This window comes from Streptomyces sp. NPDC025721 (assembly GCF_055558595.1).
On the sequence record NZ_JBVHMF010000009.1, the window covers coordinates 22,988 to 45,867 of the forward strand.

Consider the following 22,880-nt stretch of genomic DNA (forward strand, 5'->3'; position numbering starts at 1 on the left):
CGCTTGTCGTTCACCGTGCTGGAGGACCCCTGTGCGTAAGAGAGTCATCGCGTCCACTGCCGCCGCCCTCGGCCTGCTGCTGGCGATCCCGGCGGCCGCTGCCGACACGGGGCCGGGCGCGCCCGGTATCGGCGACCCGTACTACCCGACCTACGGGAACGGCGGCTACGACGTCTCCCACTACGACCTGAACCTCGACTACCAGCCCAGCACCGACCTGCTGTCGGGCACCGCCGTCATCACGGCGACCGCCACCCAGGGACTGACCAGCTTCGACCTGGACTTCGCGCTGACCGTCAGCCGGGTCACCGTCGACGGGAAGCCCGCCGCCTTCGCCACCAGCGGCGAGCAGGAACTGGTCATCACCCCCGCCAGGCCGATCGCCAAGGGCCACCGGATCACCGTCGCCGTCACGTACTCGGGCGTCCCCTCCACCGTGAAGCGCTACGGCTTCACGTCGTGGCAGCGCACCCCGGACGGCGCAGTCGCCGCCAACGAACCCGAATCCGCGTGGTGGTGGTTCCCCAGCAACGACCACCCGGCCGACAAGGCCACCTACGACGTGCGCGTCAAGGTCCCCGACGGCGACCAGGCGATCAGCAACGGGCTGCTGGTCTCGCGGAAGTCCGAGGACGGCCGGACCAGCTACCACTGGCGCGAGACCAAGCCGCAGGCCACATACCTCACCACGCTGGCCGTCGGCCACTTCGACATCACGCACAGCCGCACCCGCACCGGCGTCCCGGTCATCAACGCGTACAGCGCCGACCTCCCCGCGGCCACCGCCGCCAACGCCCGCGCCAGCGTGGAGCGGACCGCCGAGATCGTCGACTTCCTCAGCGGCTGGTTCGGCCCCTACCCCTTCGACGCGGCCGGCGGCTACGTGCCCAACGTGACCTCGCACTTCGCGCTCGAAGCGCAGACCCGCGTGTTCTACAGCCCCAGCTCCTTCGCCACCAAGGCCAACACCAACGTCGTCTCGCACGAACTGGCCCACCAGTGGTGGGGCGACGACGTCTCGCTGGAACGCTGGTCCGACATCTGGCTCAACGAGGGCTTCGCCAGCTACGCCCAGTTCCTGTGGGCCGAGCACGAGGGCACCGGCACCCCGCAGCAGCTCGCCCGCGACATCTACGACGCGCACCCCGCCGACGACCCGTTCTGGACGGTCAAGCCGGGCGACCCCGGCCCCGACAACCAGTTCGACGACGCCGTCTACGACCGCGGCGCCGTCGCCATCCAGGCGCTCCGCGACACCATCGGCGACCGCGACTTCCGCACCCTGCTCAAGGCGTGGCCCGCCCTGCACCGCTACGGCAACGCCACCATCGCCGACTTCCAGCGGCTCGCGGAGCGGATCTCCGGGCAGCGCCTCGGCACCTTCTTCCAGACCTGGCTCTACACCCCCGCCAAGCCCGCGGTCTTCCCCTCGGCGCCGTGAGGCACCATTGACCGGTGGACACGCCGACGGGTGAGACGAGTGAGCTGCGGGCCGACTGCGGCGACTGCTTCGGGCTGTGCTGCGTGGCCCTCGCCTTCACCCGCTCCGCGGACTTCGCCGCGGACAAGGCCGCCGGGGAGCCCTGCGGGCACCTCGGCGGCGACCACCGCTGCGGCATCCACCGCGAACTGCGGGGCCGCGGCTACCGGGGCTGCACCGTCTACGACTGCTTCGGCGCGGGCCAGAAGCTCTCCCGGATCACCTTCGGCGGGCAGGACTGGCGCGACGCCGCCGACGGGGGGCGGTCGATGTTCGCGCTGCTGCCGGTCGTCCGGCAGCTCCACGAACTCCTCCGCTACCTCGGCGAGACACTGGCGCTGCCGTCCGCCCGGCCCGTGCACGCCGCCGCCGAGGCGGCCGTCGCCCGGATCTCCGGGCTCACCCTCGGCACCCCCGAGGCCCTGCTCGCCCTCGACGTCGCCGCCGAGCGCGCGCCCGTCAACGAGATCCTGCTCCGCGCCAGCGCCCTGGCCCGCGCCGGCACCCCCGGCCGCGACCGGCGCGGCGCCGACCTCATCGGCCGCGGGTTCCGCGGGGCGGACCTGCGCGGCACCGACTTCCGCGGGGCCTATCTGATCGCCGCCGACCTGCGGCGGGCCGACCTGCGCCTCGCCGATCTCATCGGTGCCGATCTCCGCGACGCCGATCTGCGCGGGGCGGATCTGCGCGGGGCCCTCTTCCTCACCCCGCCCCAACTCACCGCCGCCCGCGGCGACTCCACCACCGTCCTTTCGCCAGGTGGCCCGCCCCGCCCCTCCCACTGGACCTGACGCCCGGGGCAGGACGCGCCCCGTCGGGGGCATGGGGAACCGCGCGCTCAACTACCGCGTGCCCGCAGGTCACCACCGGCCCCGGCGGGGCAGTCCGGTTGTCTCCGGACCACCGGCCGGTGGGGACCGTCAGTGGCGGAGGACCGCCGAGACGTACGGGGTTCGGGACAGCAGCTCGCTCGCGGAGCGATCGGCGAGGCCGGTGAGGGGCCCGGCCAGGACGGTGAACGACAGACCGAGCGCGACCATGGCGCAGGTGGCGAGAAGCATCGGCGCGGGGAGGGCCGCCGTGGTGGTGATGGGCCGCCCGCTGAGGGACGCGGCGTGGGCGGCCCCGGCGGGCAGGGGCACGGCGGTCGCCCCGGAGTCCTCCCCGGGCGACGGGGGCGACGGCGGCGACGCTGGCGCGGGTGCCGGCCCCGAGCCGCCCTCCTCCGCGTCGGCGGAGTCCTCGTCGGATTCCAGGACGGTGCCGTCCTCGCACAGATCGGGCGGGGCGGCACGCCAAAAGGCCAGGTTCCAGACCTTCGCCAACGCGTACAGCGTCAGCAGGCTGGTGACGATGCCGCCCGCGACCAGGACGTACGCCCAGCCGCCCCCGTTGGCGATGCCGGCGCGCAGCAGGCCGAGTTTGCCGAGGAAACCGGACAGCGGCGGAATACCGGCGAGGTTCATGGCGGGGACGAAGAAGACGACGGCGAGCAGCGGCGAGATCCGGGCCAGACCGCCCAGCCGCAGCAGATCCGTCGTGCCGCCGCGCCGTTCGATCAGCCCCGCGACGAGGAAGAGCGTGGTCTGCACGGTGATGTGGTGGGCCACGTAGAAGACGGAGCCCGCGATGCCGCCGCGTGAGGCGAGCGCGATACCGAAGACCATGTACCCGATGTGGCTGACCAGCGTGAAGGACAGCAGCCGCTTGAGGTCGGTCTGGGCGACCGCGCCCAGGATGCCGATCACCATCGACAGCAGGGCGACCAGCATCAGCGGGTCGGCGAGCCGCCCGCCGGGGAACAGCAGCGTCTGGGTCCGCAGTATCGAGTAGACGCCGACCTTGGTGAGCAGACCGGCGAAGACGGCGGTGACCGGCGCGGGCGCGGTCGGGTACGAGTCCGGCAGCCACGCCGCCAGCGGGAAGACGGCGGCCTTGATGCCGAAGACGGTCAGCAGCGCCAGTTGCAGCAGCAGCCGTACGCCGGAGGGCAGTTCGGCCAGCCGCCCGGCGAGCAGCGCCAGATTCACCGTCCCGGCCGCCGCGTAGACCATCCCGATCGCGACGAGGAACAGCACCGACGACAGCAGCGACACCACCACGTACGTGGCGCCCGCCCGCATGCGGGCCGCCGTACCGCCGAGCGTCAACAGCACATAGCTGCTGGTCAGCATGATCTCGAAGCCGACATAGAGGTTGAACAGGTCGCCCGCGAGGAAGGTGTCGCAGACCCCGGCGACCAGGATCAGATACGCCGGGTGGAAGACGGACAGCGGTGTCGCCGCGTCCTGGTCGGCCATGCCCTGGCCGATCGAGTAGATCAGCACGCACAGCGTGACCGCGGCCGACACCACCAGCATCAGCCCGGACAGCCGGTCGGCGACCAGCGTGATGCCGACCGACGCGGGCCAGGTGCCGGTGTGCATGACCTGCGGCCCGTCCCGGTCGGCGGCCACCAGCAGGGCGAGCGACGCGCCGAGCACCGCGCACAGCACGCCCGCGCTGATGAACCGCTGCGTACGCGGCAGCCGTTGGCCGATCGCCAGCTTCACCCCGGCCGCGAGCAGCGGCAGCGCCACCGGCAGCGGCAGCAGGTCGGACGCGGTCACCGGTCGGCCCCCAGTACGTGGTCCCAGACCTCGTCGTCGAGGTCCTCGGTCTCCTCCGCGCGGGCCTGCCGCACCCGGTCCGCCCGCAGCACGGCCCGCAACTCCGCCCGCGTGCCCTCGTGTTCTGCGCGCAGCGCGATCCGGATGTCCTCGACGTCGTCCTGCACGTCGTCGTTCCCCGACAACTGCCAGCTCCGGTACGCCATCGCCAGCAGGAACGCCGTCAGCGCCAGCGTGATGACGATCGCGGTGAGCGCCATCGCCTGCGGCAGCGGGTCGGTGACGTCCTTCGGGTCGGTGCCCGGATACAGCAGCGGCGGCTTCCCCGCCTTGCCCGACGTGGCGAGCACCAGCAGATTCGCCCCGTTGCCGAGCAGCACCGCGCCCAGCAGGATCCGGGTCAGCGGTCTGGACATCAGCAGCGCGGTGCCGCAGCCGAACAGCACACCGCCCACCGCGATGAGCGCGATCGTCGCCTTCACGTGACCTCCCTCTCCCCGCGGCCGTCCCGTTCGATCTGGAGGTCGATCTCGGCGCCCAGGCCGCGCAGCACGTCCAGGACGACGCCGAGCACCAGCAGGTACACCCCGAAGTCGAAGAGCACCGGGCTGGCCAGATGGACCGAGCCGAACAGCGGCAGCCGCGCGTGGTACGTGCCCGCGTCGAGCACCGCGCGCCCGAACACCAGCCCGCCCAGGCCCGTACCGACCGACACGACCAGGCCCGCGCCGAGCAGGAAACCGGCGTCCACCGGGGCCGCGGCGGCCAACTCGTACCGCCCGCCCGCCAGATAGCGCACCACCAGCGCCAGGCCCGCCACGAGCCCGGCCGTGAAGCCGCCGCCGGGCAGATTCTCCGCGCTGAACAGCAGGTAGAGGGAGAGCACCAGGATCGGGTGGAAGGTCAGCCGGGCCACCACCTCGAAGACCACCGAGCGGCGCTCCTGCGCGAGGGTGCCGCTCGCGGACAGCCAGGTCCGCTCGGGGGCGAGTGACGCCGGGCCCGGCGCCTCGCGCGGCCCCGCCCGCCATACGGTGCCCGGTTCCTCGCCGTCCGCTGCCCGTGGCAGCGAGCCCGCGCGGCGGCGCAGGAACAGCAGGCTCGTCACGCCGACCGCGGCGACCGCCAGCACCGCGGACTCGCCCATCGTGTCCCAGGCGCGCAGATCCACCAGGATCGTCGCCACCACGTTCTTCACGCCGTCGTGCTCGGTCGCCTCGATCAGCGCGGCGCGGGCGTCGCTCGCCCGGCGGGCCGCCGCTGTCAGATACGTCAGGCCCGCGACGAGGGCGCCCGCGGCGGCGCCCACCGCGTAGTTCGCCGCGCGGCGGCGCGGGGCGGTGCGCGGGAAGCGCGCCGGGAGGCGGCGCAGCACCAGCACGAACACCACGATGCTGGCCGTCTCCACGGTGAACTGCGTCAGGGCCAGGTCGGGGGCGCCCTGGAGCACGAACAGCACCGCCGTGCCGTAGCCCGTGGTGCCCGCCAGCACCACCGCCTTCATCCGCAGCCGGGCCGTCACGCACAGCACCGCCGCCGCCATCACCGCGACCGCCACGGCGGCCTGCGCCGCGTCGTCCGCCAGGCGGGGGCCGCCGCCGGGAGTGTGCCAGGGGGCGTCGTGGACCAGGGCGTACGACTCGGTGCCGGTGAACACGAGGAGGGCGGTGGTCAAGTAGACCGCGAGGGAGCCGCGTTGCACCGTGCCGGTGAGCTGGAGGGCGAACCATTCGGTGCCGCGGATCATGCGGGCGAAGGCCGCTTCGGCGGTGGGGAGGGCCGTTTTCCGGGCGAGCCGGATCAGGGGGGTGTTCGCCGCGAAGAGGGCTGCGCCCAGGGCCCAGGCGACCAGGGACAGGGCCAGTGGGGTGCCCCAGCCGTGCCACAGCGCCAGGTGGTACGGCGTGGCGCCGTCCGCTTCCGGTACGGAGTGGGCGTACTGCCCGAGCAGCGGTTCGAGGCGGGTGACGTAGGGGCCGAGGACCGTCCCGGCGAGTGCCAGCGTTCCTACGGGCACCGCCTTTTCCCAGCCCTTCAGGTGTGCGCTTGCCGTGTGTGCGCGGGGTGTGTGTGCGCTGGCCGTGCGTGGGCTGGCCGTGTGGGCGCCTGCCGTGTGTGCGCGGGTCGGTCCCGGGCCGGGGTACCTCCTCGAGCTGCGTGCTGCCTGCTCCCGCGCATCCGTCGCCGCCCTGTCGGCACGCAAATCTGCGGGGGCACCCCGGCCCGTCCCCTCCGGTACGTCGGCGGCTGCGGGGGGAGGGGCGGCAAGGGGCTCCGGTGCGTCGGCGGCTGCGGGGGGAGGGGCGGCAGGGGGCTCGCTCCCGCTTGACGGTGCCTCGCGGACCGCCTCGCTCGGTCCGAAGGCGCCCCACAGGAAGCGCAGGGTGTATGCGACGGTCAGGGCGGAGCCGAGGACGGACAGGGAGAGGGGGAGGGGGGTCAGGGCGTCGAAGGCGGCTTCTTTGGCGGGGAAGCCGAGGAAGGGGGGGAGGCCGGTCATGGAGGCGGCGGCGAGGGTGGCGGCGGCGCACAGGAGGGGGGAGGTGCGGGCCAGGCCCGACAGGCGGCGGATGTCGCGGGTGCCGGTGGTCTGGTCGACGGCGCCGACGACGAGGAAGAGGGCGGCCTTGAAGAGGGCGTGGGCGAACAGGAGGGTGACTCCGGCGAGAGCGGCGTTGTGGGAGCCGGTGCCGACCAGGGCGGTGAGGAAGCCGAGTTGGCTGACGGTGCCGTAGGCGAGGATCCGTTTGAGGTCGAATTCGCGCAGGGCGCGCCATCCGCCGAGGAGCATGGTGGCCAGGCCGAGGCCGACGGTGAGGGCGCGCCAGGGGCCGACGGGGGCGAAGGCGGGGGAGAGGCGGGCGACGAGATAGACACCGGCCTTCACCATGGCCGCCGCGTGCAGGTAGGCGCTGACGGGGGTGGGCGCGGCCATCGCGCCGGGCAGCCACAGGCTGAAGGGCCACACGGCGGACTTGGACAGGGCGCCCGCGAGGACCAGGACGAGGGCGACGCGTACGGCGGGACCGGTGGCGGGCGGGTGGGCGATCAGCGCGGACAGCCGGTAGGTGCCCGCGAGGTGGCCGAGCATCAGCAGCCCGACGAGCATGGCGAGGCCGCCCGCGGTGGTGACCACCAGGGCCTGGAGGGCGGAGCGCCGGTTGGCCTTCTTCTCGGCGGTGTGGCCGATCAGCAGGAAGGACAGGACGGTGGTCAGCTCCCAGAAGACGTACAGGAGCATCAGGTCGTCGGCCAGGACGAGGCCGAGCATGGCGCCCGCGAAGGCGGTCAGGGTGCCCGCGAAGCCGCCGAGTCCCGGCTCGTCGTCGCGGAAGTACCCGGCGCAGTAGACCAGGACGAGGGCGCCGACGCCGCCCGCGAGGACGGCGAGCAGCAGGCTCAGCGCGTCGAGGCGCAGGGCGATCTCCAGGTCGAGGGCGGGCGCCCAGTGCCAGGTCTGTTCCCGGACCCGGCCGTCCGCGACCGCGTTCCACTGGAGGGCCGCCCAGACGGCGGTCGCGGCGGGCGCGGCGGCGAGCACGAGGAAGGCCCGGCGGCCCCACCACCGCGTGAACACCCCCGCGAAACCCGCCAGCACGAAATGACCCACGATCAGCCCCAGCACGGGCCGACCTTCCTCCGCCCGCCCCGCCCCGTACGCCTGCCGCGCCCGCCGCCGCCCAGGACCACCCGTGCGGAGCACACCGGCGGGCACACGGAGAAGGCCCCCCGCTCGCGCGGAGGGCCTTCTGGGCAAGTGCGCCGCCAGGGACTCGAACCCCGGACCCGCTGATTAAGAGTCAGCTGCTCTAACCAACTGAGCTAGCGGCGCTTGCGGGGACCATCATACGTGGTCGGAGGGGGTGGTCTCGACCACCCCCTCCGACCATCCCCTCCGCCCGGTGGGTCAGCCGGTCACCTCAGGCCGAAGGCCCTGATGATCTCCTGGCTCACCGAGCCGCCCGCGCCGTCGGACGCGCTCGCCTTCAGCGACACGGAGCCGCCGGGGTCGCGCGGAGTCCGGATCAGCGTCGTCCAGTGGCCCTTGCGGTCCTTGATCAGCAGCGTCGGCAGCCAGGTCCTGCCGTCGTCGTAGGAGACCGACAGCTTCGCCGAGGCCGCCTTCGTCGCGCCGTCCAGCCACTCCTGCGTGGTGGACCCCAGACCGACCGGGATCAGCCGGCCGCCGGGCACATCGCCCGCGGTGTCGGTGGGCACGTCGTAGTCGAGCTGGAGCAGCTTGACGTCGTCCTGGCCGACGCCCTCGGGCAGCGGCCCCGAGACGAAGTTCCACTCGGTGTGCGTACGGATCGAGGTCCGCCACTCCTTGGCGTCCCGCGCCGAGTCGAGCACCAGCCGGTAGGGCAGCTTCTTCGCGGGCTGGTCCCAGATGCCGCCCGCCCGGCCGACTCCCTGGGCGACGAGGGTGTCGCCCTGGTAGGCGGCGTAGGTGGTGCGGCCGTCGTACTCGTCGGCGGGCATGTCGCCCGAGTGGCCCGCGCCGCCGTCCGTCCACGGCGTGATGTTGAACTGGATGTCGTTGTACGACGAGCGGTTCGGCCCCCAGAAGGCGGAGCCGAGGCGCGGCCGGAAGATCCCGCCGAACCAGGAGACCGCGTACGAACGGCCCGGTGTGAACGAGTCGTTGCCGCCGCGCTCCTCCAGGAGCTGGTTGCTGTAGTCCGCGTCGTAGACGGAGTGGTCCTCGTACCAGAATCCGGCGCCGTGCTCGGGCGAGACGTACTCGGTACGGGTGCCCGGGTAGGACTCCTGCTCGGCGAAACCGATGCCGAAGCCCCAGGCGGGGATGTCGTAGCGGAAGCCGGCGCCCGCGCGGGCGCGGTCGCCGTTGTAGGTGGCGGTGACCTTGGCCAGGTCGCGCCTGGGGTCGGGGGTGTAGGCCAGGGAGCGGTCAGGGATGGTGCCGTCGTGCTGGTCGAGCAGGTCGTAGACGACCCGGGTGTACTCGCGCTGTTCGACGCTCAGCGAGAGCTTGCCGCCCTTGGCGTCGGCGACGAGCTTCGCCCCCGCGCCCTGCTGGACGGAGACCACGGTCAGCGGCGTGTCCTGGTAGCCGTTGTCGGGGTCGGCGTAGGACTCCAGCAGCCTGCCGCGGCCGTCGTTGACGACGATCAGCAGCTTCGCGCCCGCGGCGGTCGCCGCCGCGGCCCGCTGGACCGGCGTGACGGCGTCGGAGCGCTCGACCACCACGACCTTGCCCCTGGCGTCCAGACCCCGGTAGCCGGCCGCGCCGCCCTGCCCGGCGTAGACCGCGCGGAGCGTGCCCTTGCCGTCGGTGACGGTGGCGCCGGGCTGCGGGGTGGTGTCCAGGTCCTGCCCGCGCCCGGTGACGGCGACCTGCCGCTCGCCGAGCCGCCAGCGGGTCAGGAAGTCGAAGGTGCCGTTGCCGACCTTGGCCGTCGGCGACGCGTACAGCGTGTCGTACGTCAGCGGCAGGACCGCCGCGTCACGGACGACCTCGCCGTCGGCGAAGGTGCGGGCGATGTCCACGTGGAGCTGCCGCGTCTGGGTCCGCTGACCCGGCACGGCCGCGCTGACCTTGCGCGCCTTGCTCGCGTCGAGCGTGACGGTGGTGTCCTTGCTGAGCACCGTCTCCGGGTTGATCAGCACGGCCAGGCCCAGCGAGTCCGGCGCGTCGCCTGCCACGTCGATCTCCGCGTACGCCATGTACGTGCCGGGCGCCAGCCGCAGCGTGCGCTCGCCGTCGACCGCGACCGGCGACGGGTTGGGGTTGCCCTCCTGCGCCAGCACGACGGTGCCCGCGGCGGGCTTTCCGTCCCGGCCGCGCAGCTTGACCGTGTAGTCGTACAGCTCCTGTTCCTTCTCCAGCGCGAAGCCGGTGTGCGCGACGACGTGTCCGGTCGCCGCGTCGGTCGCCAGCACCTGGCCGGAGAAGGTGGTCGCCGACGGCACCCCGGCCGGGTCGAGCGTCAGCGTGACGTCCGCGCTGCCGCCCGCGGCGACGGTGACGGACGGCGCCGACAGCGTGTACGCCGGGTCCTTGGTGTCCGTCGCCAGATCCAGCGTGACCGGGGCCTTGCCGCTGTTGCGGTACGTGATCACGCGGGTGGCCGGCGCCGCGCCGTCGTGCGGCCAGGAGTAGACGGCCGTGTCGACCGAACCGGTGGCCTGGACCGGGGAGTCGACCGCGGCCAGTACGTCGACCCGGCCGGTGCCCTGCTCGAACGGCGTGTAGTCGGCGAGCACCTTGGACGTGCTCATCAGCGCGTCCTTGAGCCGCGCCGCGGTCCAGTCGGGGTGCCGCTGCTTGAGGATCGCGGCGGCGCCCGCCACGTGCGGGGTGGCCATCGACGTACCGGACATTGTCTGGTAGCCGCCGCCGGGCATCGCCGCGGTGATGTCGACGCCGGGCGCCGACAGGTCCGGCTTGAGTCCGTAACCGCCGCTCAGCGGGCCCATGCTGGAGAAGTCGGCGCGCTGGTCGGACTTGTCGACGGCGGCCACGGTCAGCGCGTCGCGCGCCGAGCCGGGGGCGCCGATGGTGCCCGCGCCGTAGGAGTTGCCCGCGGCGATCACGTACAGCGGACCGCCGTTCGCCGACAGGGAGTTGACGGCCTGGGCCATCGGGTCGGTGCCGTCGTCGGGTATCGGGGAGCCGAGGCTCATGCTCACCACGTCGGCGCCCTGGGCCTTGGCCCACTCCATGCCCGCGATGATCCAGGAGTCCTGGCCCTCGCCCTCGTTCGAGAGCACCTTGCCGACCAGCAGCTTCGCGCCCGGCGCGACGCCCTTGTAACTGCCGTCGGAGGCCGCGCCACTGCCCGCGATGGTGGAGGCGACGTGCGTGCCGTGGCCGTTGCCGTCGGTGACGGCCTGGCCGGGCACGAAGCTCTGCTCGGTGGCGATCCGGTCCTTCAGGTCGGGGTGGGTGTCGTCCACGCCGGTGTCCAGGACGGCGACCTTCTCGCCCGCGCCGTCGTAGCCCTCGGCCCACGCCTGCGGCGCGTTGATCTGCGGCACCGAGTCCTTGAGGTCGGCCGTCACCCGGCCGTCGAGCCACAGCTTGTCGATGCCGGTGGCGCCGTTGAGCGAACGGGCGTCGCCCGCCGGGCCCGCCAGGCCGGTCCAGAAGGCGCGGGACCGCTTCTTGTCGGCCTTCAGGGCCGCGCCGCCGATGCTCGGCAGCGTCCGTACGGTGCTCGCGCCGGCCGGAGCCGCGGGCTGCGACCGTGCCGTGCGGGCGGCGTCGGTCCAGGTGGCGATCAGCGGCAGTCCGGCGCTGTGCGCGTCGTCGTAGCCCATCGCGGTCAGGGCGGACACGTCGAACAGCCGCCGGTCCAGCTTTCCCGCGGCCAGCAGCGGCTCCGCCTCGTCGGGAATGACGTACGTGTCACCGCCGTACTGCTGGATCCGTACGATCCCCCGCGCTCCGGGCGCGCGGTCGACGGTGACGGTGTCCTGCTTGCCGGGGCCGTCGGCGATGTGCACGACATCGCCGGTGAGCAGGGTGACGGTGGTCGAGGTGGCGGAGGGGGTGGAGTTGGCTGACGAGGGCGCGGACCGCGGGGCCGCCGCGGGGGTCGCCGCGGCGGCGGGGCCCGTGGGCAGCAGGAGTGCGGTACCGAGGGCGAGCACGGTGGTGCCCGCCGGTACGGTGATCCGGCGTCGAGTCGAAGTCATGCACATGATCTACCGGCCGTACGCCCGCCACCGCACGGATCGGCGGTGGCGCGATTCCGCCTGGCGGCAATCCGCCGCCGCTTTGAGCCCGGCCCCGACCATCGGGTACGATCTCCCACGTCAGCAGGCGCCGCTAGCTCAGTTGGTTAGAGCAGCTGACTCTTAATCAGCGGGTCCGGGGTTCGAGTCCCTGGCGGCGCACATGCCCACGAAGGCCCTCCGTACACGCGGGGGGCCTTTGTCGTACCGAACCTTTGTCGTACCGAACGCTCGCCGTGCCGGGTCTTCGCCGTGCCGGGCTTTCGTCGTGCCGAGCCTGTGCCGTGGCGGATCAGATGCTGAAGGAGAGCAGGACCGGGGCCGCGCGGGTGTGGAGGGTGTCCACGGCGGGCTTGAGGCGGTGGGCCTGGGCGTACGGCATCGACAGCGCGAGGCAGGCGACCGTCTTGCCGATGGTGACCGGGATCGCGGCGCAGACGGTGCCGACCGCGTATTCCTGGAGGTCGAGCGTGGGCACCGAGGTCGGCTGGCGTTCGAGCTTGGTCAGCAGGACGCGGTCGTCCACGACGGTGCGCGAGGTCAGCCGGGCCGGGCGGTGCCGCGAGAGGTGTTCCATCCGGCCGTCGTGGTCGAGCTGCGAGAGCAGGCACTTGCCGACCGCGCTGGCGTGGGCGGAGGAGCGGAAGTCCACCCACTCGTTGACCTTCGGCGCGTTGGGGCCGTCGGCGAAGTCGATGACGTGCACCTCGCCGTCGTCGTACCGGCTGAAGTAGACGGCCGCGCCCACTTCGTCGCGCAGTTCGGCCAGGACCGTCTGGAGCTTCTCCGCGAGGGCGTGGTCGCGGTTGGCGGCGCCGAGGAGCACCATGGACTCGCCGATGACATATCCGCCGCCGGGCAGAAATCCGAGATAACGCTCGCGGCGCAGCATTGCCAGCAGATGGGAGAGATAGTCCAGCGGCACACCGATTTCGCGGGCCAACTGTTCGGCGGTGACGCCGTGCCGATGGGTGTCGACGGATTCGAGCACGCGCAGCGCGTACTGGACCGCGTACACCGGCTCGATCTGTCGGTGTTCAAGCGCCACGGTAGCCCCCTGCAGGTATGACCGTTTGCGTCCTGGCTGTCGCCGCCGGTCACGGACGGGTATCCGAGACGACCGGACCCGGCGGCTGGGCCGGTCTCCACGATAGCCCCAATCCCGTTTCAGGTAGAGGCGGTTGGCCGGTTATCCGGGGCTCTTCAAGCGTATATGCAGGAAGGGGCCACCCTGGCATATGCCGACGTCATTACCCGAAAAGGAAACGGCGGGGGAACCGTACAATCCGCGCCCGGGAATAACCGGACGCGGGCTCCGGTTGTCGGTCGGGCAGGGGTGGGGCAGACATGGGCACGGAGACGATCGAGGAGGCGCCCGCCGTGGGTGACGAACGACAGGGCGAACAGCAGGGCGAACGGACGGACGGGCGGTCCGTTACGGACGGCCGGTCCCGTACGGACGGCCGGGACGGCGACACCGGTACGCTCCGCGGCCGGGGCATCCGCGGCCCGGTCCGCGGCACCGCCCCCGTACCGCTGTCCGTACTGGATCTGGCCACCGTCGGCAGCGGCTTCACCGCCACCGACGCGCTGCGCACCAGCGTCGAGATCGCCAGGACCGCGGAGACCCGCGGCTACCACCGGATGTGGGTGGCCGAGCACCACTCGATGCCGGGCGTCGCCAGCTCCTCGCCCGCGGTGATCCTCGCCCACCTCGCCGCCCACACCCGCACGCTGCGGCTCGGCTCCGGCGGGGTGATGCTGCCCAACCACGCGCCGCTGGTGATCGCCGAGCAGTTCGGCACCCTGGAGGCGCTGGCCCCCGGCCGGATCGACCTCGGTCTCGGCCGCGCGCCCGGCACCGACGGCGCGACGGCCGCCGCGCTGCGCCGCACCGACCGGCTGCACGAGGGCGCGGACGAATTCCCGCAGCAGCTCGCGGAGTTGACCCGGTTCCTGGACGACGACTTCCCCGACGGGCACCGCTACGCGCGCATTCACGCCATTCCCGGCCCGGTGCAGGGCACGGCGCCCGGCGGCGTCCAGTCGGCGGGCCGCCCGAGCGTGTGGCTGCTGGGCTCCTCCGGCTTCAGCGCGCGACTGGCGGGCACGCTCGGCCTGCCGTTCTCCTTCGCGCACCACTTCTCGGCCGCCAACACCGTTCCCGCGCTGGCCCTTTACCGCGAGTCCTTCCGGCCCTCGGAGATCCTGGACCGCCCCTACGCCTCGATCGGCGTCGCCGCGCTGGCCGCCGACGACCCGGCCGAGGCGCGCCGCCAGGTGCTCTCCGGCGCGCTGAGCATGCTGCGGCTGCGTACCGGACGCCCCGGCCTGGTGCCGACGCCCCAGGAGGCCGAGGCATACGAATTCAGCCCGGCGGAACGGGACTTCGTGGACTCGTGGCTGGTGAACATCATCCACGGCGACCCGGACACGGTGCGTACCGGACTCGACCAGCTCGTGGACCGCACCGGCGCCGACGAGTTGGTGATCACCGCCAACGCGCACACGCCGTCGGTCCGGCTGCGTTCCTACGACCTCATCGCGGACGCGTACGGCTTCCCGAAGGACATCGCGACGGCCTCCGCCGAGGCCCCGTCGGGTGTCTCCTCCGAGGTCGCCGCCGGTTAAAGACTCATTTCCGGCCGGTGCGTGGTCCAACGTCGCGCGACGGCCCCTGACCAGCCTTAAGTCAGCGTTAAAGCCGCTTGTCACCCGGTTGACGAGCGGCTTTGCCGTTGTCGCGGAACGCTACCGGCCGGTCGCCTTCCGCAGGATTGGTCTAGTCCAAGTCTGGTTCAGACCATTGACGTGCACTTGACGAGGGGTTATCCATTCACCAGCCCCCTGTTGTTCCTCCCTCTCCCCCCGGAGGTACTCGTGCAGTCCAGGAAGAGAGCGATCGTGGCAGCCGTCACGACCGCCGCCCTCACCGCCGGAGCGCTCACCGCGCTCGTCGCCGGAGTGGGCACAGCCCAGGCGGACACCACCGCCGCCGCCAAGCCCGCGGCCGCCGCCGCGAGCAGCGGCGGCGTGAAGATCGCCTATTACGACCAGTGGAGCGTGTACGGCAACGCCTACTACCCGAAGAACCTCGACACGTCGGGGGTGGCGGGCAAACTCGACATCCTCAACTACTCGTTCGAGAACATCGACCCCTCGAACCTGACCTGTTTCGAGGCCACCAAGGCGTCGGACTCCACGAACGAGTCCAACCCCAACGCCGGTGACGGCGCGGGGGACTCCTTCGCCGACTACCAGAAGTCGTTCGGCGCGGACATCAGCGTGGACGGTGTCGCCGACACCTGGAACCAGCCGATCGTCGGCAACTTCAACCAGCTCAAGAAGCTGAAGGCGAAGCACCCCAACCTGAAGATCGTCGCCTCGATCGGCGGCTGGACCTACTCCAAGTACTTCTCCGACGTGGCGGCCACGGACGCCAGCCGGAAGAAGTTCGTCAGCTCCTGCATCGACATGTTCATCAAGGGCAATCTGCCCGTGCAGGGCGGCTACGGCGGCCCCGGCAGCGGTGCCGGGATCTTCGACGGCTTCGACATCGACTGGGAGTACCCCGGCTCGCCCAACGGCCACGTGGGCAACCACTACAGCCCCAACGACAAGGCCAACTTCACCGCGCTGCTCGCGGAGTTCCGCACCGAACTGAACGCGTACGGCACGGCCAACGGCAACAAGAAGATGCTGCTGACCGCCGCGCTCCCGGCCGGCCAGGACAAGATCGCGCAGATCGAGACCAACAAGGTCGGGCAGTACCTCGACTACGCGAACATCATGACGTACGACATGCACGGAGCCTGGGACGCGACCGGTCCGACCAACCTCCAGGACCCGCTGTACCAGTCGCCGACCGACCCGTCCACGGCGATCCCGCCGGGCACCGAGAAGTACAGCACCGATCACGCCATCAACGCGTGGATCAACGGTAATTCGGCCTACGGCATCGCGGGCGGCTTCCCGTCCACGAAGATCACCATGGGCTACCCGCTGTACTACCGCGGCTGGACCGGTGTACCCGCGGGCAGCAACCACGGCCTGTACCAGTCCGCTTCGGGCCCCGCCCCGGCGCGCGGCATCAGCCAGGTGGCGGGCACCGCGTACTACAAGGAGCTCACCGGGCTCGTGGACAACGCCTCCACGACGTTCTACGACCCGAGCACCCAGGCCAACTGGTTCTACAACGGGACCGAGTTCTGGACCGGCCTCGGCGCCCAGGCGATCCAGGCCAAGGCGGACTACGCGCACTGCCACAACCTGGCCGGCTCGATGATGTACTCGCTGCTCGACCTCGATCCCGCCGCCACCCTCTTCAACAAGATCGTGACGGCGACCAACGGGTCCGCGTCCGGCTGCGGCACGACCACCACGCCGCCGACCACCCCGCCGACCACGCCTCCCACCACCCCGCCGACGACGCCCCCCACGACGCCGCCGACGACCCCGCCCACCACGCCTCCGACCACCCCGCCGGGCGGCACCTGCACCCTGCCGTCCTGGTCCGCCTCCGCGGTCTACGTCGGTGGCAACCAGGTCTCCTGGAAGGGCCACAAGTGGAACGCCAAGTGGTGGACCACCAATGAGGAGCCCGGTACGACCGGGGAATGGGGCGTGTGGCAGGACCTCGGGGCCTGCTGACGCGGCTCACCTCCTGACCGCATGACCCGGGGCCCGCGTCCTTTCTCCCCCCAAGGACGCGGGCCCCTTCCGCGTGCCGCCGTCGCGCGGCGCGTACCGCCCCGGTCTGCGCGGCGCGTGCCGCCTCAGTCCAGCAGCGCGGAGATCGCCGCCGCCGCCACGGGGCGCGAGTAGTGCCAGCCCTGGCCCGTGTCGCAGCCGATCCGCCGCAGGCGCTCCGCCTGCTCCGCGTTCTCCACGCACTCCGCCGTCACCGTCAGACCGAGCCGGTGGGCCAGTTCGACCAGCGCCTCGACGATCGTCTCGTCCGCCGGGTTGGGGTGTTCCGCGGAGCGGAAGCCCTGCACGAAGGAGCCGTCCAGCTTCAGGGCCGAGACCGGGAGGCGGCTCGTGTAGGCGAGGTTGGAGTAACCGGTGCCGAAGTCGTCGATGGCGATCCGTACGCCCATCTCGTCCAGGGCGTGCAGCGCCTGGAGGGGACGGCCGGCGGAGCCCATCACGGCGGACTCGGTGAGTTCCAACTGGAGCAGCCGCGGCGGCAGACCGGTGTCGGCGAGGATCGCGGCGACGTCGGCGACCAGGTCGGAGTCCCAGACCTGGCGTACGGCCACGTTGACACTGACCACCAACGGCGCCTCGGGGTGGGCCAGTTGCCAGGCGCGGGCCTGGCGGCAGGACTCGGCGAGCACCCAGCGGCCGAGCTGGACGATGGAGCCGTCCTCCTCGGCGAGACCGATGAAGCGGTTGGGCGCCAGCCGCCCGAAGTGCGGGTGCTCCCAGCGCACCAGTGCCTCGACACCGCGCAGCTCGCCCGAGTCGAGGGCGACCAACGGCTGGTAGTCCAGGACGAATTCGCCGCGCTCGACGGCCTGCCGCAGCGTACGGGACAGGGCCTGACGGGTCATCCGGTGCTCGTTGCGCTCCGGGTCGAAGAGCGTCCAGCGCGCCTTGCCGTCGGCCTTGGCCCAGTACAGCGTGGTGTCGGCGGCCTGCATCAGACCGGTGGCCGACGTGCCCGCCGCCTCCCGTTCGACCACGCCGATGCTGGCGGAGACCGCGAGCCGGTGGCCGCCCACGTCGAACGGCGGCTGGAGCGCGGCCAGTACGGCCTCGGCCAGATCCGTCGCCTGCCCCGTACCGGTGGAGTCCCGTACCAGCAGGGCGAATTCGTCGCCGCCGAGCCGCGCCACCAGGTGCCCGCCGGGCTCGGCGCAGGCCAGCAGGCGGCGGCCCACGGCGGCCAGCAGTTCGTCGCCGACGCGGTGGCCGAGCGTGTCGTTGACCGCCTTGAAGCCGTCCAGGTCCAGATAGCACAGGCCGATCCGGCCGGTCCGGCTGCCGTGGTCGCCGACGGCGGCCGACAGCCGCTCGAAGAACAGCGCGCGGTTGGGCAGTCTGCTGACCGGGTCGTGCATGCGCAGGTGCCGCAGCTCCTCGCGCAGGGTGTCCCGTTCGCCGACGTCCTCGACGGACAGCAGCAGCGGGCGCGCGCCGGTGCGCGAGAGCGTGATCTCGGCGTGCACGGTGCTGCCGTCCGGGCGGGTGATGCCGCGCGTGCAGCGCAGCCGTTCGCGGCGGCCGGTGAGCACGTCGTGGAAGGCGGCGCGGGCGTGCCGGTCGCCGCTCAGGCCGAGGAGCGCGGCGGCGCCCGTGGCGCTCATCCGCTCGGGCGAGGCGCCCAGCAGCGCGCCGAGCGCGCCGTTGGCCTCCAGGACCGTGCCGTCGGGGGCGAGCAGCGCCATCGCGGTCTGGGCGATGGCGAAGGCGGCCCGGTAGTCGCGCAGGTCGGCGTCGCCCGGCCGCGCGGCCGTACTTCCCTGCCCCGCCGTCCGTCCGGCCGGCTGCGATTCCCCGCCGCCGCCGGAGTGTGGGGCAGAGGTGTGACTGTGCGTGATGACTTGTGCTGTGCTTTCGGGCTCGACACCTGGGCCGCCCGAGGGTCCGCCCATGGCCCGCTCCCCGCTTCGCGCTCGTCTCGATCGCGATCATATGGGCTGGCGGAGTTGGTGTTCCAGCGCCCTGGTGGTGATTCTCCGCACGTGTGCTGACGGATCGACCGAACGTGTCCGAACGGATCGCTCATGTGATCGCATCCCCGGGGACATTACGCACCGTAGTGACCGCTGTGCGACGCCCGTACGCCTCCCGCACACCGCCCGGCTGGAGCAGTCGGACAGGACATATCGTCACATTCCATAGCAATGTGGGGGAGGTGTCCCGAACGGGTTCACGAATCCTCCCCGGAGGTCCATGTGCGGCGGTCAGCCAGCTCGTCAGGCTCCTCAGGCGTCTCGATAGGCGTACCGCCCCGCGCGCGGCGGCGTGTCCTGCGCTCCGCCGCGGCGGCGCTCAGCGTCTTCAGCGCCGTGGTCGCCTGGACGCTGACGACCGGCCCCGCCGCGTCCGCCGCCGTCGGCAGCGCCTGCCTCCTGCCGCGCACCGGCGCCCACCACTCCGAGGGCGTCGACACCTGGGAGAGCGGCTACACCCGGCCGACCGGCCACATGAAGGCCCTCATGGTCTTCCTCGACTTCCCCGACACCGCGCCCGACCTCACCACCCAGCAGGTCGCCGCCGACCACTTCCCGGCCACCACCCGCTTCTTCGACCGCGCCTCGTACGGCCGCTTCGACCTCGGCGTCCACCCCGTCACCCGCTGGCTGCGCATGCCGCGCCCGGCCACCGACTACGCGATCAGCCGCGACTGGAACGCCGCCGACCGCACCGCCTACCTGCGCGACGCCATCGCCGCCGCCGACCCGGTGGTCGACTTCCACGGCTACGACGTCGTCTACCTCGTCGCTGACCCCGACGCGCCCGGCGTCGACTCCGACGCCACCAAGGTCGTCAACCTCTCCACCCCGATCACCGTCGACGGCACCCCGCTGCGCCGGCTCGTCACCGTCTTCGAACGGCACCCGCCGGACCGCAACGTGCTCGCCCACGAGACCGGCCACGTCTTCGACCTGCCCGACCTGTACTACCGGCCGCCCGCGGGCAGCAACGCCGACTGGGACACCCACGTCGGCGACTGGGACCTGATGGGCAGCCAGTTCGGCCTCGCGCCCGACCCCTTCGCCTGGCACAAGTGGAAGCTCGGCTGGATCACCTCCGACCAGGTCGGCTGCGTCACCCGCGCGGGCACCACCTACCAGGACCTCAGCCCCGACGAGACCCCCGGCGGCACCAAGCTGATCGTCGTACGCACCGGGCCCGACACCGCCCTCGCCATCGAGGCGCGCACCGCCACCGGCAACGACCACGCCGCCTGCCGCCAGGGCGTCCTGCTCTACAAGGTGCGCTCCGACATCGAGTCGGGCGACGGACCCATCGCGGTGATCGACGGCCACCCCCACACCTCCGCGTGCCGGGCCACCTCCGTCTACCCGCCGCTGGCCGACGCGCCGCTGGGCGTGGGGGAGTCCTACGCCGTACCCGACGGCTCCACCCGCGTGACGGTCTCCGCCCACAATTCGGACGGCACCTGGACGGTCAAGATCGTCGAGGGGTCGCCCGTCGGCGACGACACCGGCCACAGGAGCTAACGCCATGGCCTCCACCAAGGGGTCTGGACCGCGCCGCCCGGCCACGACGGGGTCGGGGCCGCGCCGGCTGACCCGGACCGGACTGCGCTGCACCGCGCTCTTCGCGCTCGGGCTGCTCGCCGTCGGCAGCACCGTCTCCGCGGGCCCGCGCACCGCCGCGCTCAACGCCTCGCCGCCGCCCGCCGCCCGGCCCTGCGCCCTGCGGGCCGTCCCCGGCGTCGCCATGTCCGAGGGCTTCCCCGACAGCTCCAGCCGCGGCCCCAACGCCGAATTCGCCCCCTCCACCGGCACCCTGCACGCCCTGACCCTGCTGATCGACTTCCCCGACGCGCCCGCCCAGTACAGCGCCGCCGACCGCTACGGCGAGTTCTTCCCCGCCGTCAAGAAGTGGTACGCCGTCAGCTCGTACGGCCGCCTCGACTACGAGTCCACGCCGGTGCTGCGCTACATACGGATGCCGCGGCCCTTCAGCGCGTACGGGATCGGCCGCGGCTACGGCTGGGACGCCCACACCGAGATGATGCGCGACCTGCTCAAGGTCGCCGACCACTCCATCGACTTCCGCGGCTACGACCTGGTCAACATCCTCGTCACCCCCAACGCGGGCCCGCCCGCCGACGAGGCGGTGCTCTCGGTCACCTGGACCGGCGCGTCCGCCGCGACCACCGACGACGGCGCCCACCTCGACAAGGTCTCCCTGATCTACGGCCACGACCAGTCGGGCCCGCGCGTCCTCAGCCACGAGAACGGCCACGCGCTCGGCCTGCCCGACCTCTACGCCGCCGACGACTTCCCGCGCACCGACACGCTCGCCGGGCAGTGGGACAGCATGTCGCTCGACTGGGGACTGCAGGGCGACCTGTTCGCCTGGCACAAGTGGAAGCTCGGCTGGCTCGACGACAGCCAGATCGCCTGCGTCACCGGCCGCACCGACACGACCTACGAACTCGGCGCCGTCGAGATCCCCGGCGGACGCAAAGCCGTCGTGATCCCGTACAGCCGCACCGGGGTCTTCGTCCTGGAGGCCAGGCAGCAGCTCGGCAACGACAAGGACGCGTGCCGCGCGGGCGTGCTCGCCTACCGGGTCCGCACCGACGTCGACTCGGGCAAGGGCCCGGTGACCGTCGTGGACGCCCATCCCCGCACCTCCGCCTGCGACTTCAGCAGCGGCGCCTTCAACTCCCTGAACGACGCGCCCTTCAGCGTCGGCGAGGGCTCTACCGACAAGGCGTCCGGGCTGACCTTCAAGGTGCTGGGAAGGACAGCGGCGGGCGCGTGGAAGATCCACGTCACCCGCCGCTGATCAGGCGTCAGAAACCGTACTCAGTCCAGCAGTTCGGCGTTGAGCGTGATCGTCGTGCCCGCGAGCGCCTTGCTGACCGGGCAGTTCTCCTTGGCGCCCTGCGCCGCCGCCTCGAAGTCACCGGCGGAGATGCCGGGGACACGCGCCTTCACCGTCAAGACGATGCCGGTGATGCCCTCACCCGGCTGGAAGGTCACGTCGGCCTGAGTCTGCACCGACTCGGGCGGGGTGCCCGCGCCCGCCAGACCGTGCGAGAGCGCCATCGAGAAGCAGGAGGAGTGGGCCGCGGCGATCAGCTCCTCGGGGCTGGTCTTGCCGTTCGCCTCCTCCGCGCGGGAGGCCCACGTCACGTCGTACGAGCCGACGCCCGAGGTGTCGAGCGAGACGGTCCCGGCGCCGCCCATCAGCGGGCCCTTCCACTGGGTCGTCGCGGTGCGGGTGGTTGCCATGGTGAAGCCTCCAAGAGGTACCGACGGATGGCGGGAACGCCTCCTGAACGCTACCTCGCGCGCGCCACGATCAGCGCGCGGGGAAGCTGTATGTCCAGCCCTGCGCGTCGAGCCTGTCCAGCAGCCGCGACAGCGCCCGCACCGTCTGGGCGCGGTCGCCGCCGCCGTCGTGCATCAGCACGATGGAGCCGGGGCGCAGTTGACGGTCGATGTTCGCCAGCACCTTGGCGGTGCCGGGCCGCTCCCAGTCGCGGGAGTCCACCGTCCAGCCCAGCGGGCGCAGCCCGTGGCCGGCGGCGATGTGACGGATCGTCGGGGTGAAGTCGCCGCCGGGCGCCCGGTAGTACCAGAGCTTCGCGCCGGCGCCCGCGGCCTTGGTTATCTCGCGCTGCGCGTCGACTATCTCGTGCGTGTTGTACGCCGCGGACCTGCTGCTCTGCCGCTCGTTGTGGTGCACGGAGTGGTCGCACAGCCGGTGGCCCGCCGTGGTGATCTGCCGGACCAGGTCGGGGTGGGCGGCGGCGTTGGGGCCGATCTCGCAGAAGGTCGCCTTCGCGTGGTGCGCGGCCAGCAGCGCCAGAACCTGCGGGGTCCAGCGCGGGTCGGGGCCGTCGTCGAAGGTCAGCGCGACGGACCTGCCGCCGTCCTCGGTGGAGTGCTGGATCGACTCGTCGGCCGGGGCGCCGGTGGCGGGGCTCCCCGAGGGGTCGGCGGGACCGGCCGAGGGGTCCAGGGGCCCGGTCGGCTGCCCGGGGACCGTCTGCGACGGGACGGTCCCGGACGGATCGGTGGGCACGGGACCCGTCTGCGACGGACCTGTCGGTGCGGGACCGTTCTGCGCGGGACCCGGTCCGGACGGCTGCGAGCCGGACGGATCGCCCGGCGGAGAGGTCCGCTGGGACGGGATGCCCGCGGCCGGGCCGGACGCCTCACCCGACGCGGTCGAGGACGGCGCGCGCGACGAGGCCCGCGCGTCGTCCGCCCCGCTCGCCGCGGCCCCGCCGTGCTGTGTGCCGCACGCCGCGAGCGCGGTCCCGGCGAGCGCCGCGGTGGCCACCGCGGCGGCGGTCCGCCGTACGGCCGTGCGGCTCAACATCCCAGATCGTCCGGTTTTGTACGTCATGCGGACCACCGTAAACATGC

The 22,880-nt window shown here is 72.4% G+C and carries 14 protein-coding genes and 2 tRNA genes; 7 read left to right on the forward strand and 9 right to left on the reverse strand.

Annotation, left to right across the window (positions count from 1 at the left end):
- Positions 1-31 precede the first annotated feature (31 nt).
- Together ACZ4EF_RS15150 and ACZ4EF_RS15155 are read left to right on the forward strand one after the other, a co-directional pair.
- Positions 32-1,441, forward strand: coding sequence for a M1 family metallopeptidase (locus ACZ4EF_RS15150; protein ID WP_391047049.1), 1,410 nt, complete (start codon positions 32-34; stop codon positions 1,439-1,441).
- Positions 1,442-1,455: 14 nt separating this feature from the next.
- On the forward strand, positions 1,456-2,271 hold the full coding sequence (locus ACZ4EF_RS15155; protein ID WP_401304873.1) for a pentapeptide repeat-containing protein: 816 nt from the start codon (positions 1,456-1,458) through the stop codon (positions 2,269-2,271).
- A gap of 129 nt (positions 2,272-2,400) precedes the next feature.
- Here the strand turns inward: ACZ4EF_RS15155 and ACZ4EF_RS15160 are convergent, their stop codons facing one another.
- The 5 genes from ACZ4EF_RS15160 to ACZ4EF_RS15180 all read right to left on the reverse strand — a co-directional run bounded on the left by ACZ4EF_RS15160 (position 2,401) and on the right by ACZ4EF_RS15180 (position 11,751).
- Entirely contained in the window at positions 2,401-4,089 is a 1,689-nt protein-coding gene (locus ACZ4EF_RS15160; RefSeq protein ID WP_467504788.1) for a Na+/H+ antiporter subunit D, read from the reverse strand.
- Positions 4,086-4,571, reverse strand: coding sequence for a Na(+)/H(+) antiporter subunit C (locus tag ACZ4EF_RS15165; RefSeq protein WP_355343203.1), 486 nt, complete (start codon positions 4,569-4,571; stop codon positions 4,086-4,088). The genes ACZ4EF_RS15160 and ACZ4EF_RS15165 overlap by 4 nt, the downstream gene beginning before the upstream one ends.
- The gene (gene mbhE, locus ACZ4EF_RS15170; protein ID WP_467504790.1) at positions 4,568-7,714 is read right to left on the reverse strand and encodes a hydrogen gas-evolving membrane-bound hydrogenase subunit E; all 3,147 of its coding nucleotides are present in this window, start codon (positions 7,712-7,714) and stop codon (positions 4,568-4,570) included. Before mbhE ends, ACZ4EF_RS15165 begins: the two co-directional genes overlap by 4 nt.
- A gap of 133 nt (positions 7,715-7,847) precedes the next feature.
- Positions 7,848-7,921 (reverse strand) — tRNA-Lys (locus ACZ4EF_RS15175).
- 83 nt (positions 7,922-8,004) lie between these two features.
- A complete protein-coding gene (locus ACZ4EF_RS15180) occupies positions 8,005-11,751 on the reverse strand; it encodes a S8 family peptidase (protein ID WP_467504792.1) in 3,747 nt (1,248 codons plus the stop codon).
- A gap of 127 nt (positions 11,752-11,878) precedes the next feature.
- Here ACZ4EF_RS15180 and ACZ4EF_RS15185 point away from each other — a divergent pair.
- A tRNA-Lys gene (locus tag ACZ4EF_RS15185) sits at positions 11,879-11,952 on the forward strand.
- A gap of 130 nt (positions 11,953-12,082) precedes the next feature.
- Here the strand turns inward: ACZ4EF_RS15185 and ACZ4EF_RS15190 are convergent.
- Positions 12,083-12,838: an IclR family transcriptional regulator gene (locus ACZ4EF_RS15190; protein ID WP_355343212.1), complete on the reverse strand. Its 756-nt coding sequence runs from the start codon at positions 12,836-12,838 to the stop codon at positions 12,083-12,085.
- 299 nt (positions 12,839-13,137) lie between these two features.
- Here ACZ4EF_RS15190 and ACZ4EF_RS15195 point away from each other — a divergent pair, with 299 nt between their 5' ends.
- Complete coding sequence (locus tag ACZ4EF_RS15195; protein ID WP_467346944.1) at positions 13,138-14,421, forward strand: LLM class flavin-dependent oxidoreductase; 1,284 nt, start codon at positions 13,138-13,140, stop codon at positions 14,419-14,421.
- 270 nt (positions 14,422-14,691) lie between these two features.
- Positions 14,692-16,440, forward strand: coding sequence for a glycosyl hydrolase family 18 protein (locus tag ACZ4EF_RS15200; RefSeq protein WP_355343298.1), 1,749 nt, complete (start codon positions 14,692-14,694; stop codon positions 16,438-16,440).
- Between the two features lie 125 nt (positions 16,441-16,565).
- On the opposite strand, the gene ACZ4EF_RS15205 is transcribed toward ACZ4EF_RS15200, so the two are convergent.
- On the reverse strand, positions 16,566-18,389 hold the full coding sequence (locus ACZ4EF_RS15205; RefSeq protein WP_467504794.1) for a putative bifunctional diguanylate cyclase/phosphodiesterase: 1,824 nt from the start codon (positions 18,387-18,389) through the stop codon (positions 16,566-16,568).
- A gap of 252 nt (positions 18,390-18,641) precedes the next feature.
- Between ACZ4EF_RS15205 and ACZ4EF_RS15210 the strand changes: the two genes are divergently transcribed.
- On the forward strand, positions 18,642-19,985 hold the full coding sequence (locus tag ACZ4EF_RS15210) for a M6 family metalloprotease domain-containing protein (protein WP_467504796.1): 1,344 nt from the start codon (positions 18,642-18,644) through the stop codon (positions 19,983-19,985).
- A 4-nt stretch (positions 19,986-19,989) separates the two neighbouring features.
- On the forward strand, positions 19,990-21,288 hold the full coding sequence (locus ACZ4EF_RS15215; RefSeq protein ID WP_401304863.1) for a M6 family metalloprotease domain-containing protein: 1,299 nt from the start codon (positions 19,990-19,992) through the stop codon (positions 21,286-21,288).
- 20 nt (positions 21,289-21,308) lie between these two features.
- Here the strand turns inward: ACZ4EF_RS15215 and ACZ4EF_RS15220 are convergent, their stop codons facing one another.
- The gene (locus tag ACZ4EF_RS15220) at positions 21,309-21,737 is read right to left on the reverse strand and encodes an OsmC family protein (protein WP_355343227.1); all 429 of its coding nucleotides are present in this window, start codon (positions 21,735-21,737) and stop codon (positions 21,309-21,311) included.
- Between the two features lie 70 nt (positions 21,738-21,807).
- Positions 21,808-22,860 (reverse strand): polysaccharide deacetylase family protein, encoded by a 1,053-nt coding sequence (locus ACZ4EF_RS15225; RefSeq protein ID WP_467504798.1) that lies wholly within the window; start codon positions 22,858-22,860, stop codon positions 21,808-21,810.
- Positions 22,861-22,880 lie beyond the last annotated feature (20 nt).

Bases quoted from the DNA above. Each gene is read 5' to 3' on its own strand.
- ACZ4EF_RS15205 (WP_467504794.1), bottom strand. From the start codon at position 18,389: ATGGGCGGACCCTCGGGCGGCCCAGGTGTCGAGCCCGAAAGCACAGCA.
- ACZ4EF_RS15210 (WP_467504796.1), top strand. From the start codon at position 18,642: ATGTGGGGGAGGTGTCCCGAACGGGTTCACGAATCCTCCCCGGAGGTC.
- ACZ4EF_RS15180 (WP_467504792.1), bottom strand. From the start codon at position 11,751: ATGACTTCGACTCGACGCCGGATCACCGTACCGGCGGGCACCACCGTG.
- ACZ4EF_RS15195 (WP_467346944.1), top strand. From the start codon at position 13,138: ATGGGCACGGAGACGATCGAGGAGGCGCCCGCCGTGGGTGACGAACGA.
- ACZ4EF_RS15215 (WP_401304863.1), top strand. From the start codon at position 19,990: ATGGCCTCCACCAAGGGGTCTGGACCGCGCCGCCCGGCCACGACGGGG.
- ACZ4EF_RS15225 (WP_467504798.1), bottom strand. From the start codon at position 22,860: ATGACGTACAAAACCGGACGATCTGGGATGTTGAGCCGCACGGCCGTA.
- ACZ4EF_RS15220 (WP_355343227.1), bottom strand. From the start codon at position 21,737: ATGGCAACCACCCGCACCGCGACGACCCAGTGGAAGGGCCCGCTGATG.